This is a genomic window from Ruegeria sp. H3, from assembly GCF_056533095.1.
In genome coordinates this window covers 33,091-50,047 of the sequence record NZ_JBQFOD010000021.1, presented here as the reverse complement: position 1 = coordinate 50,047, position 16,957 = coordinate 33,091, and the positions used below count along the sequence as shown (strand labels likewise).

The following is a 16,957-nucleotide window of genomic DNA, read 5'->3' as shown; positions in this document are numbered from 1 at the left end:
TCTTCGCGAACTACCGTCCGCAGTTCTACTTCCGTACAACTGACGTGACCGGCACCGTGACCCTGGCGGAAGGCACCGAGATGGTCATGCCCGGCGACAACGTGTCGTTCGGCGTTGAGCTGATCGCACCGATCGCGATGGAGCAGGGCCTGCGCTTCGCCATCCGCGAAGGCGGCCGCACCGTCGGCGCCGGCGTCGTGTCGAAGATTACTGAGTAAGGTCGAGTTTTCGTCAGAAAACTCTGGCCGGTGGGCGGCAGTTGCTCTGAAAGAGCAATGAGAGCCCACACCATCGAACTAAAGAAGGCCGTCCCACATCGGGGGCGGCCTTTTTATATGTTACATGCGCTGTAATCGTGCTTGCGCTTCGGCTTTAGATTGATAGTTATAGTTTGAAACAATTTGAAGAAGAGTGTTGTTTGTGTTTTTGAGAATTCTCTTTGCCCTCAGCTTGGTGCTACCACGTGCCTCTGCGTTGCATGCAGAAGAAGATATTCTGGTGCAGTTGAACACACGCACATTCTACGCTGGTCAAGATTATTGGGGGTGGGAAATCGACACAAATTTTCTTCCGATCAACAGGCTTGATTGGTTGAATGAAATACTGACGGAAATACCAATTTTGGATTACACAGTGATCCATATTAAGCGGCTCAATCGGGACTCAGATTTTCTTTGGTCACCCCTAGGTCCGGGCAAGTTTTACAAATACCCTGATCCTGTGCCTGAACACCTGCGACTGCCCGGTTACACCGTGAATTCAACTCGCCAAGACAGTTTCCTGCTGTTGTATCTCACCCCGAACTCTGCCGAAAAACAGTTTGCAGTGAGTTGTGGTTCCAACCAAGACTCGACGACCTATGAGTATTGCGGTCTCACTGCGCGCTACCCGCTTGATCCTCGTATTGTAGTTCTGACTCGCATCTATGAACCCCCGCCGATGGATCAATTGGACGCATATTTCAACGAAATTGCAGAAATAACTGTCGGTATAGCCTTGTGCTTGGATGTGACGGAACAGATTGAAAAAGACGCAAAACAGTCAGTGCGTGGATACCTGACGGAAGGTCGCACAACTCAATGCGTTGAAGGGTTATCCTCTTAACGCGATGCCGTATGGGGACTCTGATGTAGTTTGCTAGCATCGGAAAAGCGATCACTCTGGCGCGGCACTCCATTTCCCCCTTGCCAAACCCCACTAACCCCACTAATACGCGCGAGTTCTCGATAAGAACGTCAAGGCGGGGTGATTCCCGCCTTTTGGGTTCGAAGAGGGTTGGCGATGCGCGTCTGTCCTCCTCTCAACCTCAACGCCTGATAAAAGGCTGTTAATATGCAAAGCCAAAATATCCGTATTCGGCTGAAGGCATTTGACTATCGCGTTCTGGATGCCAGCACACAAGAGATCGTCAACACTGCCAAGCGGACCGGCGCGAACGTGCGCGGCCCGATCCCGCTGCCGAACAAGATCGAGAAGTTCACGGTTCTCCGTGGCCCTCACGTTGATAAGAAATCCCGCGACCAGTTCGAGATCCGCACGCACAAGCGTCTGCTCGACATCGTTGATCCGACCCCCCAGACCGTTGACGCGCTGATGAAGCTCGACCTCGCTGCTGGCGTGGACGTCGAGATCAAGCTGCAGTCATAAGATCGGAGGGTATAGATTATGCGCTCTGGTATTATCGCAAAAAAAGTTGGCATGACCCGCCTGTTCATGGAAGACGGCAAGCAGATCCCTGTGACCGTTCTCCACCTGGACAACCTGCAGGTTGTTGCACAGCGCACCGCTGACAAAGACGGCTACACAGCCGTTCAGCTGGGCGCCGGTGCTGCCAAGGCAAAACGCACCTCGAAAGCCATGCGCGGTCACTATGCCGCTGCCAAGGTTGAGCCCAAGCGTAAGCTGGCCGAGTTCCGCGTGTCGGAAGATGGCCTGATCGATGTGGGCGCCGAGATTTCGGCAGAACACTTCCTGGAAGGTCAGAAGGTTGACGTTTCTGGTACCTCGATCGGTAAAGGCTTTGCCGGTGCGATGAAGCGCTGGAACTTTGGTGGTCTGCGCGCCTCGCACGGTGTGTCGATCAGCCACCGTTCGCACGGCTCAACGGGTCAGTGTCAGGACCCGGGCAAGGTTTTCAAAGGCAAGAAGATGGCCGGTCACATGGGTGCTGCCCGTGTTACCACCCAGAACCTGGAAGTCGTCAAAACCGACGCCGACCGGAACCTGGTCTTCATCAAAGGCGCCGTTCCTGGACCGAAATCGGGCTGGGTCACCGTCAAGGACGCCGTGAAGAAGAAAGCACCGGAAGGCCTGCCTTTCCCGGCTGCTGTGAAATCGGCTGCAACCGAAGCACCTGCGGAAGAAGCTCCCGCGGAAGGTGGTGAAGCATGAAACTTGATGTAATCAAACTGGACGGCGGCAAAGCCGGCGACATCGAGCTGAACGCCGATCTGTTCGGCCTCGAGCCGCGCGCGGACATCCTGCACCGTGTGGTCCGTTGGCAGCGCAACAACGCGCAGGCCGGCACCCACAAGGTCAAGACCCGCTCGGAAACCAGCTACTCGACCAAGAAGATCTATCGCCAGAAGGGCACCGGCGGCGCACGCCATGGTGACCGTAACGCGCCGATCTTCCGTGGTGGTGGTATCTACAAAGGCCCCGTCGTGCGCTCGCACGGCCACGATCTGCCCAAGAAGTTCCGCAAGCTTGGCCTGCGCCACGCTTTGTCGGCCAAAGCCAAGGCTGGTGAACTGGTTGTGATCGAGAACGCCGAAGCCGAAGGCAAGACTGCCGCTCTGGCCAAACAGGTTGCAAACCTGGGTTGGAAACGTGCTCTGGTCATCGACGGCGCGACCGTGAACGAAGGGTTCCTGAAAGCGTCCAAGAATATCGAAGGTCTGGATATCCTGCCGTCGATGGGCGCAAACGTCTATGACATCCTCAAGCGTGACACCCTGGTGCTCACCAAAGCGGCTGTCGAAGCACTGGAGGCTCGTCTGAAATGAGCGCGAAGGCAGAACACTACGACGTGATCCGCAAGCCGGTCATCACCGAAAAGTCGACGATGGCGTCCGAAAACGGCGCGGTTGTCTTTGAAGTGGCGATCGACAGCAACAAGCCGCAGATCAAAGAGGCCGTTGAGGCGCTGTTTGGTGTGAAGGTCAAAGCGGTGAACACCACCGTGACCAAAGGCAAGGTCAAGCGGTTCCGCGGCCAGCTGGGTCGTCGGAAAGACGTCAAAAAAGCATATGTGACCCTGGAAGAGGGCAACACAATCGACGTGAGCACCGGTCTTTGATCCGACGCTTACTGCGACTATTCACGGCCCCGGCGGATCAACCCGCCGGGGCCGATTTCGTTTCGGACCCTGAAACTGTGCGTGCGCAGGTACTGGAGAAGATGCGGGCGTTCAGCGTCGAGCCCTACTTTCAGATCGTCGATGAAAAGCTGGGGCTGCTGTCGGTTTTTGATGATCTGAAATACGACCGGGCGGATGTGGACATGATCTCTCCGGCGATGCGTCGCCATGTGGTCGGCAAGCTTGGCCCGCTGGGATTTCGCCAGACATCGGGCACGGTGCTGGAGCAGGCCGAGGCCGATATGCGCGTGCACATCCCCAAGTTCCACGCCCTCGGCGCGTCGCCTTTCGACATCGCGCGCTACACCGAGAAACGCCCGCAGGACTACTGCCTGCTGACGCCCACGCAGGTGGCCTGCCAGTACGTGGATCACTATGAGTTGGACGACGCGGTGCAGCGGATTGAGGCGTTGATTGGGAAACACCCGATCAACCTGCTCAAACTGGCGGACTATCTGGAAGGCAAACCCAAACACCGCGCCTTTCGCGAGGTACTGGGCCATATCAAGCTCAAGCAGCGGATTGCGGTGGAGTCCGAGCCGCTGTGCCGCAGGCGATCCCTTGGATAAGAGCACAAGCCGCGCCAGAGACTGCCCGTGGGATGGCGCTGTAACGGCTGAACAGCGTGCTTTATGGTGCCAGATACATCCGAATTCATCGCGAGGCGCAAACCTCCCCAAAGCGCCAGCCCGCCGGGACGGGCAGTCGCTGGCGCGGCGGCCTTCGGCCTTGTCCCGCGCTTTGGTGTGCAAATTACATGATACCCCGTAAGGAGTTTCATCGACTTGAACACAGATTTGAAACCCTAAGCGCGTGAGCAAATCGAAAAGGCCCTTTCGTTCGGTACTGTCATTTTGTTTGTGGGCTTGTTGAAGTCAAAGTCCTCTTCTACTGCTAGTTGAACAGCGACGGAGGTTGGTATGGTACGTGTTCCTCTTGGACAGGCTTTGTTCTCTTCAAATCCTAATGGTCCAGACCCGGCGGACGTGGTTGATTGGTATCACCGAAGGTTGAAAGAATATGATCAGGCTCGACGCGAGAACGGAGGGCTGCCGCGCCACGAGGTCTGGCGTGCACAGTATCTCCAGAACCCTTATCTTCTTTTGTGCTCGGATGAGGAGCTTCGAGAACGCTGGATTGATGTATTTGCGAACACAACAATTCTAACCGAAGATGGTATGATTGGAATGGACCCCGATGAGATTAAGAAACCTGGGTCCATGACAGAGGCATTTACGCATATGTTGGAAGCATGCAATGCGCGTGGCGGCGCTGAAGGCGACTTTATCGCTATGGGAAATGCTGAGATACAGAAGTACTTTGAGCACGGCGAACCGCCTGGCGTTTCCTTGTTCAAAGGCATGCCAATGCGGCTAAAAAACTGTATCGTCAAATTTTCACGCCGCGAGTTTTTGGAGCCAATGCTCCGAGAGGGTCGGGTGAGACTTGCCCCGGCTAGCTACTACGCGCGTGGTGGGCATCTAAAATCCATACGAGACCTCGAAACACAGAAGACGTTAAGGATTCCGGCGATCGATGAAGCTCTCGCTGGAAAGACACATATAAACTACCAAGGAGCGAACCTTCCTATCGAAGGCGGCGCCATTACCATGCCCATAGTGGTTCCAGACTATTTTCTTTTCTCAACTTGCCTCAATCTGGATCGTCGGATGCCCACTGATTTCGAGGCCAATGCAGCACTCATCATTCGTGATGCACATAGCTTCTCGCGTCAGCTAAAGAAGGCATTTAAGAAAGAGTACGGTCAATCCGATGTTTACTGTGGGCCAGTAACATATTTTGATCCCTTCAGATGGCGTCCCAATGGGAAAATCCTTCCAGAGATGATGAAGCATTTTGCCTTTTCATATCAGAAAGAGTATCGAATAGCTGCTAGACCTATCGGCAACACATTCGACGCTGAGCCTATCTTCTTGCAAATTGGATCTATGCAGGACTATGCAGAAATTGTTCCGAGGCTATGAATTTCCGTTGAGTCTGTTCCAAGCGCAAGGTCGGAAAATCAATAGCGGATGGGAACCTAGGAAAATTCTCTGCTCCTATAGACACCCACCCCCAACCCTGTTAAACGCTCCCAATCTTGCGGCCTCGGATTCGTTCCGGGGCCTCTGATATTTGTAACCGGGGACCTTCGGGGCCCTATACCCTTGGCACCTACGGGGGCCTATCACATAGCGGGGAAACCCCCTGCACTTGCTAAACGGAAGACAGAAAGCATGGCACTCAAGTCGTACAAGCCGACGACGCCGGGCCAGCGCGGGCTGGTGCTGATCGACCGTTCGGAGCTTTGGAAAGGACGTCCGGTCAAGTCTCTCACTGAGGGTTTGACCAAATCGGGCGGCCGGAACAACACCGGACGGATCACTTCACGCCGCCGCGGCGGTGGCGCAAAGCGTCTCTACCGGATCGTTGACTTCAAACGGAACAAATTTGATGTCGCGGCAACCGTCGAGCGGATCGAATATGACCCGAACCGGACCGCATTCATCGCACTGGTAAAATACGAAGACGGCGAGCAGGCGTATATCCTGGCTCCGCAGCGTCTGGCTGTTGGTGACAAAGTCGTGGCATCCGCCAAGGCCGACATCAAGCCGGGCAACGCAATGCCGTTCTCGGGCATGCCCATTGGTACCATCGTCCACAACATCGAGATGAAGCCTGGCAAAGGCGGTCAGATCGCACGTGCGGCCGGTACTTACGCTCAGTTCGTTGGCCGCGATGGCGGCTACGCTCAGATCCGTCTGAGCTCGGGCGAGCTGCGCATGGTCCGTCAGGAATGCATGGCCACCATTGGTGCCGTGTCCAACCCCGACAACTCGAACCAAAACCTCGGTAAAGCCGGTCGTATGCGCCACAAAGGCGTTCGTCCGTCGGTTCGTGGTGTTGCAATGAACCCGATCGATCACCCGCACGGTGGTGGTGAAGGTCGTACCTCGGGTGGCCGTACACCGGTTACACCGTGGGGTAAGGACACCAAGGGTAAGCGTACCCGCAACAAGAACAAAGCGTCCCAGAAGCTGATCATCCGCTCGCGGCACGCCAAGAAGAAGGGACGTTAATCCATGTCTCGCTCTGTTTGGAAGGGTCCTTTCGTCGATGCTTACGTGCTGAAAAAAGCCGAAGCAGCGCGCGAGTCGGGCCGCAACGAAGTCATCAAAATCTGGTCGCGTCGTTCCACCATTCTGCCCCAGTTCGTGGGTCTGACCTTTGGTGTGTACAACGGCCAGAAGCATATCCCCGTCAACGTCTCGGAAGACATGATCGGTCAGAAGTTCGGTGAATACTCGCCGACCCGCACCTATTATGGCCACGCCGCAGACAAAAAAGCGAAGCGGAAGTAAGTCATGGGCAAGGAAAAGAACCCCCGCCGCGTGGCTGAAAACGAAGCAATGGCGAAAACCCGCATGCTTCGCACCAGCCCGCAGAAACTGAACCTGGTTGCGCAAATGATCCGCGGCAAGAAAGTTGAGAAGGCTCTGACCGACCTGACTTTCAGCAACAAGCGTGTCGCGCAGGACGTGAAAAAGTGCCTGCAATCCGCAATCGCGAATGCCGAAAACAACCACAACCTGGACGTTGACGAACTGATCGTCGCCGAAGCCTGGGTTGGCAAGAACCTGGTCATGAAGCGCGGTCGCCCGCGGGCCCGTGGCCGTTTCGGCAAGATCATGAAGCCGTTCTCGGAGATCACCATCAAGGTGCGTCAAGTTGAGGAGCAAGCCTAATGGGTCATAAAGTAAATCCGATCGGCATGCGCCTTCAGGTCAACCGCACCTGGGACAGCCGCTGGTACGCAGATACCAAAGACTATGGCGATCTTCTGCTGGAAGACCTCAAGATCCGTGAGTTCATCCAGAAAGAGTGCAAGCAGGCCGGTGTTGCCCGTGTGATCATCGAACGTCCGCACAAGAAGTGCCGCGTTACGATCCACACAGCTCGTCCCGGTGTCATCATCGGCAAGAAAGGTGCAGACATCGAAGTTCTGCGCAAAAAGCTTGCTCGTATGACCGACAGCGAACTGCACCTAAACATCGTCGAAGTGCGCAAGCCCGAGCTTGACGCGCAGCTGGTTGCCGAGTCCATCGCTCAGCAGCTGGAGCGCCGTGTCTCGTTCCGCCGCGCGATGAAGCGGTCGGTTCAGAACGCCATGCGCATGGGCGCCCTGGGTATCCGGGTGAACGTCGCTGGTCGTCTGGGCGGCGCCGAAATCGCACGGACCGAATGGTACCGCGAAGGCCGCGTGCCTCTGCACACCCTGCGTGCCGACATCGATTACGCACATGCCGAAGCGATGACTCCCTACGGGATCATCGGGATCAAGGTCTGGATCTTCAAAGGTGAGATCATGGAGCACGATCCGCAGGCACGTGACCGTAAAGCACAGGAACTCCAGGACGGCCCTGCACCTCGTGGTGCTGGTGGCGGTCGTCGCTAAGGAGGGAAAGATATGCTTCAACCAAAGCGTACAAAATTCCGCAAGATGCACAAAGGCCGGATCAAGGGTCTCGCCAAAGGCGGCTCTGATCTGAACTTCGGCACCTACGGCCTCAAAGCTCTCGAGCCTGAGCGTGTAACTGCACGCCAGATCGAAGCTGCACGTCGTGCCATGACGCGTCACATGAAACGTCAGGGTCGTGTCTGGATCCGCATCTTCCCCGACACTCCGGTCACGGCAAAGCCGATCGAAGTTCGTATGGGTAAAGGTAAAGGTTCGGTCGACCGCTGGGCATGCAAAGTCAAGCCTGGCCGCGTGATGTTCGAGATCGACGGCGTCAATGACGACATCGCCCGCGAGGCCCTGCGCCTGGCCGCGATGAAGCTGCCGATCAAGACTCGCGTCGTGATCCGCGAAGACTGGTAAGCGACTAGGGGTTCGTCCCCATTCGCTAAAGAAATTGACCCCCGTCGGGAAACCGGCGGGGGTTTTCCGTTTGAAGACCAATCAGTTGATAACTACCTAAGACATAGTCAAAAAATAGTTTCTCGGCTGAGGCTTAACAGCATATGTCACTAGGCACAGTTCTGGCGGAAACGGTAATTTTGGGCGTGGTACCCCTAGCTTCAATCGCCTTGAGCTTCTTTGTTCATAGCAAAGTCGTGAAACTGTTTTTGCGCTATGGCGGTATCTATTTTGGCTTAGCGTTGAACCTGAGCTGGCTGTTTGCGGCCGACTGTAAAACAGACAAGTTTCTATACTACCGTTGTAGTGTTCTTCCGCAAACCATTGCAGAGATATTCAGCCACATGAACGTTATTAACATGGTGGCTTATCTTTTCTGGGCGCCGCCCATCCTTGTTCTGCTCCTCCTGTGGGAGCTAAAGGTCAGATTGACCAAGTGACTGAATATGGGTGGCGATGGGGTCTCGCAGCCAAAGAAACGTCTGGATTTTGTCTCTCGCAGTTAGTGATCGATTTGGATAAGAACGCGCTCATGCCACAGATTGAATCACTCTTCGTCACCCGCCTGTATCGTGCCTCTTTGTCCGAATTCGACCCCAAGATCGACGCGGGTGAGTTGGAAAGTTCTTGTCTTGTCATCGCCGAGGATGATGAGGCCGGGCAGGAATGGTGTGAGGAGAACGGCTATCCCGGTTATACCAGCTATGCCTCGCTGACCGATCTGCCCTGGCGGTTCCCGATCTTCACCGATCTGGTCAAAGCGCTGGATCAGCACGTGGCCACCTTTGCAAAGGATCTGGAGTTCGATCTGGGCGAGGGGCAGTTGAAGCTTGAGGACCTCTGGATCAACATCCTGCCCGAGGGCGGCATGCATTCCAGCCACCTACACCCGCACAGCGTGATCTCGGGCACGACCTATGTGGCCATGCCCGAAGGCGCGAGTGCATTGAAACTGGAAGACCCACGCTCAGGCCGCATGATGGCTGCACCAACGCGTCTGAAGGGCGGACGGCGAGATTTGCAGCCGTTCATTTATATGAAGCCGCAGGTGGGCGATGTCCTGCTGTGGGAAAGCTGGCTGCGTCACGAGGTTCCGATGAATATGGCGGAAGAAGAGCGTATTTCGGTGAGTTTTAACTACAAGTGGGAGTGAGCTTTTAAATCTCCTGAAGAAAACCGCGCTGTTCTGGAGTATTATCATCTCAATCTGAATTGATCGGAGAACACCATGCCGAAAACCGCACTCGTCACCGGCGCATCTTCGGGAATTGGTCGTGAAATAGCCCGATATCACGCGTCGCAAGGCGGAAATGTCATTATCACTGCGCGGCGTGCCGACGTGTTAGACGCTTTGAAGGTAGAGCTTGAAGCTGCCTACAGTATTACTGTCACTGCAATTGCGCTCGATCTGGGCGCACAAAGTGGGGCAGAAAAACTATATCAGGCCGTCAACGCTGAGGGCCTGAAGGTTGATTATCTTATCAACAATGCCGGGTTTGGCGGGCACGGTGCCTTTCTTGATCGTGATCTTTCAGAGGACTTGAGCATGATCCGCCTGAACGTTGAAGCGCTTGTCTCTTTGTGTCACATGTTTGGCAGGGATATGGTTAGCAGTGGCGGTGGCAAGATACTAAATGTCAGTTCGACCGCGGCGTATGTGCCGGGTCCGCTGCAAGCCACTTATTTTGCCACGAAGGCCTATGTTTCTAGTTTCAGTCAGGCTTTGGCCGAAGAACTGAAAGACAAAGGTGTCTCCGTTACAGCCCTGGAACCCGGCTATGTGGCGACTGAGTTCGCCGCTTCAGCTGATCTTGAGGGTACTAAACTCGTATCCCAGAAAGGGGCAACTGCTGAAGCTGTCGCCAAATTTGGCTATGACGCCATGATTGATGGAAAGCTGGCCGTGATAAATGACAGGACTCTCGCATTTATGACGGGCTGGATCATTCCATTCCTGCCACGCAGGACTCGTCTGAAGATGGTTCGGAAGATGCAGGAGAAAGGGACCTGAACAGAAGGTCGTTCTGGTTTGCATCAAACTGGATTGACCGAGCATAGCTAATTCGCAGTGCTGCTTTCGGCTATCGCCAAAATTTGTCGGAAGCCGCTTGCAAAGACAGTGCCAAACTTTCCCTTGCCACCCACCCCCTAAACCCTTATACGGCGGCATCTTGCGATCTCCCGGCGTTGTCGGGCGATTCGTATGTCTACCAATCATCCACCAGGTCAAAGGTGACCCGTGTACGGGGCCTTCTGGTGTTTTGAGCAAAGGAAAAAGGCGATGAACGCCCAAGAACTGCGTGACAAGACCCCGGACCAGCTCCGCGAGGAACTGGCCAACCTGAAGAAAGAAAGCTTTAACCTGCGCTTTCAACAGGCCACCGGTCAGCTGGAAAGCACAGCCGGCATCAAAGCGGCCCGCCGCAACGCTGCCCGTGTCAAAACCATTCTGAACGAAAAGGCCGCTGCTGCGGCATCCGAGGAGTAATCAGATGCCCAAGCGTATCCTGTCCGGCACCGTAACCAGCGACGCCAACGAACAGACCGTAACCGTATCCGTCGAGCGCCGCTTTACGCATCCGGTTCTGAAGAAAACCATCCGTAAGTCCAAGAAATACCGGGCTCACGATGAAAAGAACGCCTTCAAGGTCGGCGACACAGTCCGCATCATCGAATGCGCGCCGAAATCGAAGACGAAACGTTGGGAGGTTCTGGAGGCGTAAGCCCCCAGGATTTTCCATTTGTCGAAACCCTGGGGGATTTAACTAGACCAGCCCCCACAGGTCGGGAGAAACCACATGATCCAGATGCAGACCAATCTGGATGTCGCTGACAACTCCGGCGCACGCCGAGTTCAGTGCATCAAGGTCCTGGGTGGTTCCAAGCGTAAATACGCCTCCGTCGGCGACATCATTGTCGTCTCGGTGAAGGAAGCCATCCCGCGCGGCCGCGTGAAGAAAGGTGACGTCCGTAAGGCCGTCGTCGTACGCACCGCCAAGGAAGTCCGTCGCGAAGACGGCACCGCGATCCGTTTTGATCGGAACGCCGCCGTCATCCTGAACAACAACAACGAGCCGATCGGTACCCGTATCTTTGGCCCCGTTGTTCGCGAACTGCGCGGCAAGAACTTCATGAAAATCATCTCGCTGGCTCCGGAGGTGCTTTAATCATGGCTGCTAAACTCCGCAAAGGCGACAAGGTCGTCGTGCTGGCCGGTAAAGACAAGGGCAAAGAGGGAACCATCTCCTCGGTTGACCCGAAGGCCGGTAAAGCTGTTGTCGAAGGCATCAACATTGCCATCCGTCACACCCGTCAGTCGCAAGCTTCGCAAGGTGGTCGTCTGCCTCAGGCAAACCCGATCCAGCTGTCGAACCTGGCACTGCTGGACAAAAACGGCAAAGCAACCCGCGTTGGCTTCCGCATGGAAGGCGACAAGAAGGTGCGCTTCGCCAAGACCACAGGGGACGTGATCGATGCTTGATAACGCAACCTACACCCCGCGTCTGAAGGCTCAGTACGCTGAAACCATCCGTGCCGCTCTGAAAGAAGAGTTCGGCTACAAGAACGATATGCAGCTGCCCAAGCTGGAAAAAATCGTTCTGAACATCGGATGTGGTGCTGAGGCGGTCAAAGACTCGAAGAAAGCGAAAGCTGCTGTCGAGGATCTGACTGCGATTGCTGGCCAGCAGGCCGTTGCAACCAAGGCGAAGAAGTCGATCGCGGGTTTCCGTGTTCGTGAGGACATGCCGTTGGGTGCGAAAGTAACCCTGCGCGGTGACCGGATGTACGAATTCCTGGATCGTCTGATCACGATCGCGATGCCGCGTATTCGTGACTTCCGCGGTGTGAAACCGTCTTTTGATGGTCAGGGCAACTTTGCCATGGGCATGAAAGAGCACATCGTGTTCCCGGAAATCGACTTCGACAAGGTCGACGAGGTCTGGGGCCTGGATATCGTAATTGCCACCACAGCGAAAACCGACGCTGAAGCTAAGGCATTGTTGAAAGCGTTCAACATGCCGTTCAACGCATAAGCGCCGGGAGGATTGAGACATGGCTAAAAAAGCAATGATCGAACGCGAGAAGAAGCGCGAACGCCTGGTGGCCAAATATGCCGCAAAGCGTGCCGAGCTGAAAGAAATCGCGAATGACGAGAGCAAGCCGATGGAAGAGCGTTTCAAAGCGCGTCTGAAACTGGCGAAACTGCCGCGCAACAGCTCGGCTACCCGTCTTCACAACCGTTGTCAGCTGACCGGTCGTCCCCACGCTTACTACCGTAAGCTGAAGGTCAGCCGTATCGCGCTGCGCGAGCTGGGTTCTGCTGGTCAGATCCCCGGCATGGTGAAATCGAGCTGGTAAGGGAGACATAGATATGAATGATCCTATCGGCGATATGCTCACCCGTATCCGCAACGCGCAAATGCGCGGCAAGTCCACCGTTTCCACCCCGGCGTCCAAGCTGCGCGGTTGGGTTCTGGACGTGCTGGCGGACGAAGGCTACATCCGTGGCTATGAAAAGACGACCGGTGAAAACGGTCATCCGGCCATCGAAATCAGCCTGAAATACTACGAAGGCACCCCTGTTATTCGCGAACTGAAGCGGGTCTCGAAGCCCGGTCGTCGCGTATACATGGGCGTCAATGACATCCCGCAGGTCCGTCAGGGTCTGGGCGTGTCGATTGTCAGCACTCCGAAAGGTGTGATGTCGGACCAGAACGCTCGCTCCAACAATGTTGGCGGCGAAGTGCTCTGCACCGTCTTCTAAGGAGGTCTGCAATGTCTCGTATTGGTAAAAAACCGGTCGAGCTGCCCAGCGGCGTTTCCGCCTCTGTGTCGGGTCAGACCATCGAAGTCAAAGGTCCGAAAGGCACCCGCAGCTTCACCGCAACCGATGACGTAACGCTGTCGGTCGAAGACAACGTCGTGCAAATCAACCCCCGTGGCATGTCCAAGCGTGCCCGCCAGCAGTGGGGCATGAGCCGCACTATGGTTGCCAACCTGGTAACCGGTGTGACCCAAGGCTTCAAAAAAGAGCTGGAGATCCAGGGTGTTGGTTATCGGGCTCAGATGCAGGGCAACACCCTGAAGCTGAACCTGGGTTACAGCCACGATGTTGATTTCACTGCTCCGGAAGGTGTCACCATCACCGCACCGAAGCAGACCGAGATCGTTGTGGAAGGTATCGACCAGCAGCAGGTGGGCGAAGTCGCGGCGAAAATCCGCGAATGGCGCCGTCCTGAGCCGTATAAAGGCAAGGGCATCCGCTACAAGGGCGAGTTCATCTTCCGCAAAGAAGGCAAGAAGAAGTAAGGACGCAAACAATGGCAAACAGCAAAAGAACCCTGTTTCTGAAGCGCCGCCTGCGCGTTCGGAACAAACTTCGCAAAGTCAACGCCGGCCGTGTACGCCTGTCGGTTCACCGTTCGAACAAGAACATCAGCGTTCAGCTGATCGACGACGTTCGTGGCGTGACCCTGGCATCGGCCTCGACCCTGGAAAAAGATCTGGGTGTTGTTGGCAAGAACAACGTCGAAGCGGCCACCAAAGTGGGCGCGGCCATCGCCGAGCGTGCCAAGAAGGCAGGCGTCGAAGAGGCCTATTTCGATCGTGGTGGCTTCCTGTTCCACGGCAAGGTGAAGGCAGTTGCCGACGCCGCGCGTGAAGGTGGTCTGAAGATCTAAGACCTTGCGGGTGGCTTCACGGCCCCCCCGATGATCCGGGGGCCTCGGCAGCAGTCGGGGCTCACTTGGATTGAATAAAACGGCGTCGCAAGCGCCACATTGAGAAAAGGGATGCCAAATGGCAGAACGTGAAAACCGTCGGGGCCGTGGCCGCGACCGTGAAGAAGCACCGGAATTTGCTGATCGTCTGGTCGCAATCAACCGCGTGTCGAAAACCGTAAAAGGTGGTAAGCGCTTTGGCTTCGCCGCTCTGGTGGTTGTCGGCGATCAGAAAGGCCGCGTCGGCTTTGGCAAAGGTAAAGCGAAAGAAGTACCTGAAGCCATCCGTAAGGCGACTGAGCAAGCCAAGCGTCAGATGATCCGCGTGCAACTGCGCGAAGGTCGTACTCTGCACCACGACATCGAGGGCCGTCACGGCGCTGGTAAAGTGGTTATGCGCACCGCACCTGAAGGTACTGGTATCATCGCCGGTGGTCCGATGCGTGCCGTGTTCGAAATGCTGGGCGTAAAGGACGTTGTGTCCAAGTCGATCGGCTCGCAGAACCCGTACAACATGATCCGCGCCACCATCAACGGCCTGCAGAAAGAGCAGAGCCCGCGTTCGGTTGCACAGCGTCGTGGTAAGAAAGTTGCCGACATCCTGCCCAAGCGGGACGAAGCCCCTGCGGCCGAAGCGCCTGCTGAAGCCGAAGCGTAAGGAGTAGCGAGCAATGGCAAAAACCATCGTCGTCAAGCAGATCGGTTCCCCGATCCGCCGCCCCGCCGAACAGCGCGCAACCCTGATCGGTCTGGGCCTGAACAAAATGCACAAAACCCGTGAGCTGGAGGATACCCCTTCGGTCCGTGGCATGGTCAACAAGATCCCGCATCTGGTTGAGATCATCGAAGAGCGCGGCTAAGCGCGAGCTCATTGAAGAATTTGAAACGCCCTCGATATTTTCGGGGGCGTTTTTTGTTGTTCTGTACCTTTTAAACAGCCCTTCTGATAATCCGGACATCCATATCCTGATTGATTTGCATCAACGACCGCTGGGATGTCGATGCTCTACCGATCAATTGGGTTGCAGGAGGTCCTGAGCATGAACGCGGATAAGACAGGGCGGATTGTTTGGCACGACCTTTTTACACCTGATCTGGACGCTTCTGAGGCTTTCTATGGCAGTGTAGCGTCGTGGGATTTCATCAAGGAAAGCACAGATGAATACGTCTGGGGCCAAGGAAAAGGGGAATTCACTCTTGCTCTTCTAAACGGGGAAGCCGGAAGCGGATTGACCGAAACTCCAACGGGCTTTGATGCCGGATGGCTTCCTTATTTCGAAGTCCCAGATGTTGATGAGTATTCAGGGCGTGCTGAGAAGCTGGGCGCACGTATTATTCGGCGACCCTTTGATGTGCCTGGGGTTGGGCGAAACTGCCTATTGGCGGACCCCAGGGGCGCCAGATTTGGCATCTCCGTTTCACAACACGAATACCCAATACCTACGCAGCAGTTTGCAGCAGAGGTTTATTCAGGCGGAGGCTCAGAGTTTCCAGTTGAATTCTACCAGGCGCTTTTTAATAGCACATATTCGAATACGGATGGCAGTGAGAGGGCCGCGCCAAGCCGGTGGCTTTCGCAATTTCTTGTGGTTACTTTGCCAGATATTGAGATGCGCGAAAGATGCGCCTGGCTGCCTGTGATCAAAGTGGTCGCAATCGAGAAGGCGGTTCGTGATGCTTTGACGCTTGGAGCGTCTGAAACGCGTGTTCGATCACGGCAAAGTGCTCAGCAGGTGCCGCGTGTGTTTCATGACCCGACGGGACTTTACTTTGCACTTCAGCAGGTGGGCCCAATTCTAGCAACAGGCTAGCGGTCTTCAAAAAACGCAGATGGCCATCGAGCTGATCAGCAGGTCAGCTGCAAGTTATGTGCCAATACGAATATCAACCAGGCTAAGAACAAGCCAACCGGCGAAAGTTATTCGCAACACGCATAGCGGCTAGACCAAAACGCGCGTTGTTAGCGGTATCGACTATGCCTATCTGAGCTTTGTCCACAAAGGAACAAATGGAAACAACCGGGGAATACGCCTCGGCATAGAAAGGAATAAAGATATGGCACATACAGCTACACTGACACATGGCGGCTTCAACCTGAGCGCCCGTTTCGCGAACCTGGTTGAGCGCGTTAAAGCAGCCCGCGCACGCGCGGCAGAATATCAGCGCACTTACACTGAACTGCAGCGTCTCACCAACCGTGAACTGGACGATATTGGCGTCCGCCGTTGCGACATCGCAGATATCGCGCGTGAGCATGCGTACTGCTCCTAACAATACCCCACCACTCACAAAGAAAGAGGCGCCATTCGGGCGCCTCTTTTTCATCGCGCTCCAATTAACAACAAACCTTGCATCAAAGGCCGCAACGCTGTAGAGCGCTCCGGTGGATTTCCGTCCACGAGAATCAAAACCAAGAAATGCCGTGGTTGGCCCATCACGCTTCGGGGGTCACATCCGGCTAAGGAGAAGCGAAATGAAACTGAATGAATTGCGCGACAACCCCGGCGCAAGCCCGAAACGCACTCGTGTTGGCCGTGGTCCGGGTTCCGGCAAAGGTAAAATGGGTGGCCGTGGTATCAAAGGCCAGAAATCCCGTTCGGGTGTGGCCATCAATGGCTACGAAGGCGGCCAGATGCCTCTGTACCAGCGTCTGCCCAAGCGCGGCTTTAACAAGCCGAACCGCAAGGCATTTGCTGTTATCAACCTGGGTCTGATCCAGAAGTTCATCGACGCCAAGAAGCTGGACGCCAAAGCCGCGATCACCGAAGACGTGCTTGTTGCATCCGGTCTGGTTCGCCGCAAGTTGGATGGCGTGCGCGTTCTGGCCAAAGGTGAAATCAGCGCCAAGGTGAACCTGGAAGTGACCGGTGCTTCGAAAACTGCCATCGAGGCAGTCGAAAAAGCGGGCGGTTCACTGAAAGTCACAAAAGCTGCTGCGGCAGAGTAAGCGCTTGTGAG

At 55.5% G+C, this 16,957-nt stretch carries 30 protein-coding genes; all 30 read left to right on the top strand.

Annotated elements, in window-relative coordinates:
- Positions 1-218, top strand: a 218-nt coding sequence (locus ACR0JE_RS18560) for an EF-Tu C-terminal domain-related protein (protein ID WP_480865137.1), incomplete at its 5' end; no start/stop codon positions are given.
- A 196-nt stretch (positions 219-414) separates the two neighbouring features.
- Positions 415-1,104 carry a hypothetical protein gene (locus ACR0JE_RS18555; RefSeq protein WP_480545414.1) on the top strand — a complete coding sequence of 230 codons (690 nt, stop codon included), beginning with the start codon at positions 415-417 and terminating at the stop codon, positions 1,102-1,104.
- 228 nt (positions 1,105-1,332) lie between these two features.
- Positions 1,333-1,647, top strand: a complete 315-nt coding sequence (rpsJ, locus tag ACR0JE_RS18550; protein WP_008756422.1) for a 30S ribosomal protein S10 — start codon at positions 1,333-1,335, stop codon at positions 1,645-1,647.
- A gap of 18 nt (positions 1,648-1,665) precedes the next feature.
- The gene (rplC, locus tag ACR0JE_RS18545; RefSeq protein WP_008758167.1) at positions 1,666-2,391 is read left to right on the top strand and encodes a 50S ribosomal protein L3; all 726 of its coding nucleotides are present in this window, start codon (positions 1,666-1,668) and stop codon (positions 2,389-2,391) included.
- A complete protein-coding gene (gene rplD, locus ACR0JE_RS18540; protein ID WP_008756644.1) occupies positions 2,388-3,005 on the top strand; it encodes a 50S ribosomal protein L4 in 618 nt (205 codons plus the stop codon). Before rplC ends, rplD begins: the two co-directional genes overlap by 4 nt.
- The gene (locus ACR0JE_RS18535; protein WP_010437040.1) at positions 3,002-3,298 is read left to right on the top strand and encodes a 50S ribosomal protein L23; all 297 of its coding nucleotides are present in this window, start codon (positions 3,002-3,004) and stop codon (positions 3,296-3,298) included. The genes rplD and ACR0JE_RS18535 overlap by 4 nt, the downstream gene beginning before the upstream one ends.
- On the top strand, positions 3,295-3,927 hold the full coding sequence (locus tag ACR0JE_RS18530; RefSeq protein ID WP_480865212.1) for a hypothetical protein: 633 nt from the start codon (positions 3,295-3,297) through the stop codon (positions 3,925-3,927). The genes ACR0JE_RS18535 and ACR0JE_RS18530 overlap by 4 nt, the downstream gene beginning before the upstream one ends.
- A gap of 351 nt (positions 3,928-4,278) precedes the next feature.
- Positions 4,279-5,343 (top strand): hypothetical protein, encoded by a 1,065-nt coding sequence (locus tag ACR0JE_RS18525; protein ID WP_480865211.1) that lies wholly within the window; start codon positions 4,279-4,281, stop codon positions 5,341-5,343.
- A gap of 252 nt (positions 5,344-5,595) precedes the next feature.
- Entirely contained in the window at positions 5,596-6,438 is an 843-nt protein-coding gene (rplB, locus tag ACR0JE_RS18520) for a 50S ribosomal protein L2 (RefSeq protein ID WP_120633917.1), read from the top strand.
- A 3-nt stretch (positions 6,439-6,441) separates the two neighbouring features.
- A complete protein-coding gene (gene rpsS / locus ACR0JE_RS18515; RefSeq protein WP_005980699.1) occupies positions 6,442-6,720 on the top strand; it encodes a 30S ribosomal protein S19 in 279 nt (92 codons plus the stop codon).
- A gap of 3 nt (positions 6,721-6,723) precedes the next feature.
- Positions 6,724-7,104: a 50S ribosomal protein L22 gene (gene rplV / locus ACR0JE_RS18510; protein WP_039538267.1), complete on the top strand. Its 381-nt coding sequence runs from the start codon at positions 6,724-6,726 to the stop codon at positions 7,102-7,104.
- Entirely contained in the window at positions 7,104-7,814 is a 711-nt protein-coding gene (rpsC, locus tag ACR0JE_RS18505; RefSeq protein ID WP_039523351.1) for a 30S ribosomal protein S3, read from the top strand. The genes rplV and rpsC overlap by 1 nt, the downstream gene beginning before the upstream one ends.
- A gap of 12 nt (positions 7,815-7,826) precedes the next feature.
- On the top strand, positions 7,827-8,240 hold the full coding sequence (rplP, locus tag ACR0JE_RS18500) for a 50S ribosomal protein L16 (RefSeq protein ID WP_010437070.1): 414 nt from the start codon (positions 7,827-7,829) through the stop codon (positions 8,238-8,240).
- Positions 8,241-8,383: 143 nt separating this feature from the next.
- Positions 8,384-8,719 (top strand): hypothetical protein, encoded by a 336-nt coding sequence (locus ACR0JE_RS18495; RefSeq protein WP_480865210.1) that lies wholly within the window; start codon positions 8,384-8,386, stop codon positions 8,717-8,719.
- 92 nt (positions 8,720-8,811) lie between these two features.
- Entirely contained in the window at positions 8,812-9,432 is a 621-nt protein-coding gene (locus ACR0JE_RS18490; RefSeq protein ID WP_480865209.1) for a 2OG-Fe(II) oxygenase family protein, read from the top strand.
- Positions 9,433-9,507: 75 nt separating this feature from the next.
- A complete protein-coding gene (locus tag ACR0JE_RS18485; protein WP_480865208.1) occupies positions 9,508-10,290 on the top strand; it encodes an SDR family NAD(P)-dependent oxidoreductase in 783 nt (260 codons plus the stop codon).
- A 270-nt stretch (positions 10,291-10,560) separates the two neighbouring features.
- Positions 10,561-10,767 (top strand): 50S ribosomal protein L29, encoded by a 207-nt coding sequence (gene rpmC, locus ACR0JE_RS18480; protein ID WP_037311745.1) that lies wholly within the window; start codon positions 10,561-10,563, stop codon positions 10,765-10,767.
- A 4-nt stretch (positions 10,768-10,771) separates the two neighbouring features.
- Positions 10,772-11,002 carry a 30S ribosomal protein S17 gene (rpsQ, locus tag ACR0JE_RS18475; RefSeq protein ID WP_008757253.1) on the top strand — a complete coding sequence of 77 codons (231 nt, stop codon included), beginning with the start codon at positions 10,772-10,774 and terminating at the stop codon, positions 11,000-11,002.
- A 75-nt stretch (positions 11,003-11,077) separates the two neighbouring features.
- Complete coding sequence (gene rplN, locus ACR0JE_RS18470; RefSeq protein WP_039523372.1) at positions 11,078-11,446, top strand: 50S ribosomal protein L14; 369 nt, start codon at positions 11,078-11,080, stop codon at positions 11,444-11,446.
- Between the two features lie 2 nt (positions 11,447-11,448).
- Positions 11,449-11,760: a 50S ribosomal protein L24 gene (gene rplX, locus ACR0JE_RS18465; protein ID WP_170531626.1), complete on the top strand. Its 312-nt coding sequence runs from the start codon at positions 11,449-11,451 to the stop codon at positions 11,758-11,760.
- A complete protein-coding gene (rplE, locus tag ACR0JE_RS18460) occupies positions 11,753-12,313 on the top strand; it encodes a 50S ribosomal protein L5 (RefSeq protein WP_480501807.1) in 561 nt (186 codons plus the stop codon). The genes rplX and rplE overlap by 8 nt, the downstream gene beginning before the upstream one ends.
- 19 nt (positions 12,314-12,332) lie before the next feature.
- Complete coding sequence (gene rpsN, locus ACR0JE_RS18455) at positions 12,333-12,638, top strand: 30S ribosomal protein S14 (RefSeq protein WP_010437098.1); 306 nt, start codon at positions 12,333-12,335, stop codon at positions 12,636-12,638.
- Positions 12,639-12,651: 13 nt separating this feature from the next.
- A complete protein-coding gene (gene rpsH, locus ACR0JE_RS18450) occupies positions 12,652-13,044 on the top strand; it encodes a 30S ribosomal protein S8 (protein WP_039523381.1) in 393 nt (130 codons plus the stop codon).
- 11 nt (positions 13,045-13,055) lie between these two features.
- Entirely contained in the window at positions 13,056-13,589 is a 534-nt protein-coding gene (gene rplF, locus ACR0JE_RS18445) for a 50S ribosomal protein L6 (RefSeq protein ID WP_170356679.1), read from the top strand.
- An 11-nt stretch (positions 13,590-13,600) separates the two neighbouring features.
- Positions 13,601-13,960, top strand: coding sequence for a 50S ribosomal protein L18 (rplR, locus tag ACR0JE_RS18440; RefSeq protein ID WP_039523386.1), 360 nt, complete (start codon positions 13,601-13,603; stop codon positions 13,958-13,960).
- A 118-nt stretch (positions 13,961-14,078) separates the two neighbouring features.
- Complete coding sequence (rpsE, locus tag ACR0JE_RS18435; protein WP_480545400.1) at positions 14,079-14,657, top strand: 30S ribosomal protein S5; 579 nt, start codon at positions 14,079-14,081, stop codon at positions 14,655-14,657.
- 13 nt (positions 14,658-14,670) lie between these two features.
- Entirely contained in the window at positions 14,671-14,859 is a 189-nt protein-coding gene (gene rpmD / locus ACR0JE_RS18430) for a 50S ribosomal protein L30 (protein ID WP_008757946.1), read from the top strand.
- Positions 14,860-15,039: 180 nt separating this feature from the next.
- Complete coding sequence (locus ACR0JE_RS18425) at positions 15,040-15,810, top strand: VOC family protein (RefSeq protein WP_480865207.1); 771 nt, start codon at positions 15,040-15,042, stop codon at positions 15,808-15,810.
- Positions 15,811-16,054: 244 nt separating this feature from the next.
- Complete coding sequence (locus tag ACR0JE_RS18420; protein WP_170531617.1) at positions 16,055-16,270, top strand: DUF1127 domain-containing protein; 216 nt, start codon at positions 16,055-16,057, stop codon at positions 16,268-16,270.
- 202 nt (positions 16,271-16,472) lie between these two features.
- Complete coding sequence (gene rplO / locus ACR0JE_RS18415; protein WP_480865206.1) at positions 16,473-16,946, top strand: 50S ribosomal protein L15; 474 nt, start codon at positions 16,473-16,475, stop codon at positions 16,944-16,946.
- Positions 16,947-16,957: the final 11 nt, after the last annotated feature.

Coding starts and splice junctions, on each gene's coding strand:
- rpsJ (WP_008756422.1), top strand. CDS start 1,333: ATGCAAAGCCAAAATATCCGTATTCGGCTGAAGGCATTTGACTATCGC.
- rplC (WP_008758167.1), top strand. CDS start 1,666: ATGCGCTCTGGTATTATCGCAAAAAAAGTTGGCATGACCCGCCTGTTC.
- rplD (WP_008756644.1), top strand. CDS start 2,388: ATGAAACTTGATGTAATCAAACTGGACGGCGGCAAAGCCGGCGACATC.
- ACR0JE_RS18535 (WP_010437040.1), top strand. CDS start 3,002: ATGAGCGCGAAGGCAGAACACTACGACGTGATCCGCAAGCCGGTCATC.
- ACR0JE_RS18525 (WP_480865211.1), top strand. CDS start 4,279: ATGGTACGTGTTCCTCTTGGACAGGCTTTGTTCTCTTCAAATCCTAAT.
- rplB (WP_120633917.1), top strand. CDS start 5,596: ATGGCACTCAAGTCGTACAAGCCGACGACGCCGGGCCAGCGCGGGCTG.
- rpsS (WP_005980699.1), top strand. CDS start 6,442: ATGTCTCGCTCTGTTTGGAAGGGTCCTTTCGTCGATGCTTACGTGCTG.
- rplV (WP_039538267.1), top strand. CDS start 6,724: ATGGGCAAGGAAAAGAACCCCCGCCGCGTGGCTGAAAACGAAGCAATG.
- rpsC (WP_039523351.1), top strand. CDS start 7,104: ATGGGTCATAAAGTAAATCCGATCGGCATGCGCCTTCAGGTCAACCGC.
- rplP (WP_010437070.1), top strand. CDS start 7,827: ATGCTTCAACCAAAGCGTACAAAATTCCGCAAGATGCACAAAGGCCGG.
- ACR0JE_RS18495 (WP_480865210.1), top strand. CDS start 8,384: ATGTCACTAGGCACAGTTCTGGCGGAAACGGTAATTTTGGGCGTGGTA.
- ACR0JE_RS18490 (WP_480865209.1), top strand. CDS start 8,812: ATGCCACAGATTGAATCACTCTTCGTCACCCGCCTGTATCGTGCCTCT.
- ACR0JE_RS18485 (WP_480865208.1), top strand. CDS start 9,508: ATGCCGAAAACCGCACTCGTCACCGGCGCATCTTCGGGAATTGGTCGT.
- rpmC (WP_037311745.1), top strand. CDS start 10,561: ATGAACGCCCAAGAACTGCGTGACAAGACCCCGGACCAGCTCCGCGAG.
- rpsQ (WP_008757253.1), top strand. CDS start 10,772: ATGCCCAAGCGTATCCTGTCCGGCACCGTAACCAGCGACGCCAACGAA.
- rplN (WP_039523372.1), top strand. CDS start 11,078: ATGATCCAGATGCAGACCAATCTGGATGTCGCTGACAACTCCGGCGCA.
- rplX (WP_170531626.1), top strand. CDS start 11,449: ATGGCTGCTAAACTCCGCAAAGGCGACAAGGTCGTCGTGCTGGCCGGT.
- rplE (WP_480501807.1), top strand. CDS start 11,753: ATGCTTGATAACGCAACCTACACCCCGCGTCTGAAGGCTCAGTACGCT.
- rpsN (WP_010437098.1), top strand. CDS start 12,333: ATGGCTAAAAAAGCAATGATCGAACGCGAGAAGAAGCGCGAACGCCTG.
- rpsH (WP_039523381.1), top strand. CDS start 12,652: ATGAATGATCCTATCGGCGATATGCTCACCCGTATCCGCAACGCGCAA.
- rplF (WP_170356679.1), top strand. CDS start 13,056: ATGTCTCGTATTGGTAAAAAACCGGTCGAGCTGCCCAGCGGCGTTTCC.
- rplR (WP_039523386.1), top strand. CDS start 13,601: ATGGCAAACAGCAAAAGAACCCTGTTTCTGAAGCGCCGCCTGCGCGTT.
- rpsE (WP_480545400.1), top strand. CDS start 14,079: ATGGCAGAACGTGAAAACCGTCGGGGCCGTGGCCGCGACCGTGAAGAA.
- rpmD (WP_008757946.1), top strand. CDS start 14,671: ATGGCAAAAACCATCGTCGTCAAGCAGATCGGTTCCCCGATCCGCCGC.
- ACR0JE_RS18425 (WP_480865207.1), top strand. CDS start 15,040: ATGAACGCGGATAAGACAGGGCGGATTGTTTGGCACGACCTTTTTACA.
- ACR0JE_RS18420 (WP_170531617.1), top strand. CDS start 16,055: ATGGCACATACAGCTACACTGACACATGGCGGCTTCAACCTGAGCGCC.
- rplO (WP_480865206.1), top strand. CDS start 16,473: ATGAAACTGAATGAATTGCGCGACAACCCCGGCGCAAGCCCGAAACGC.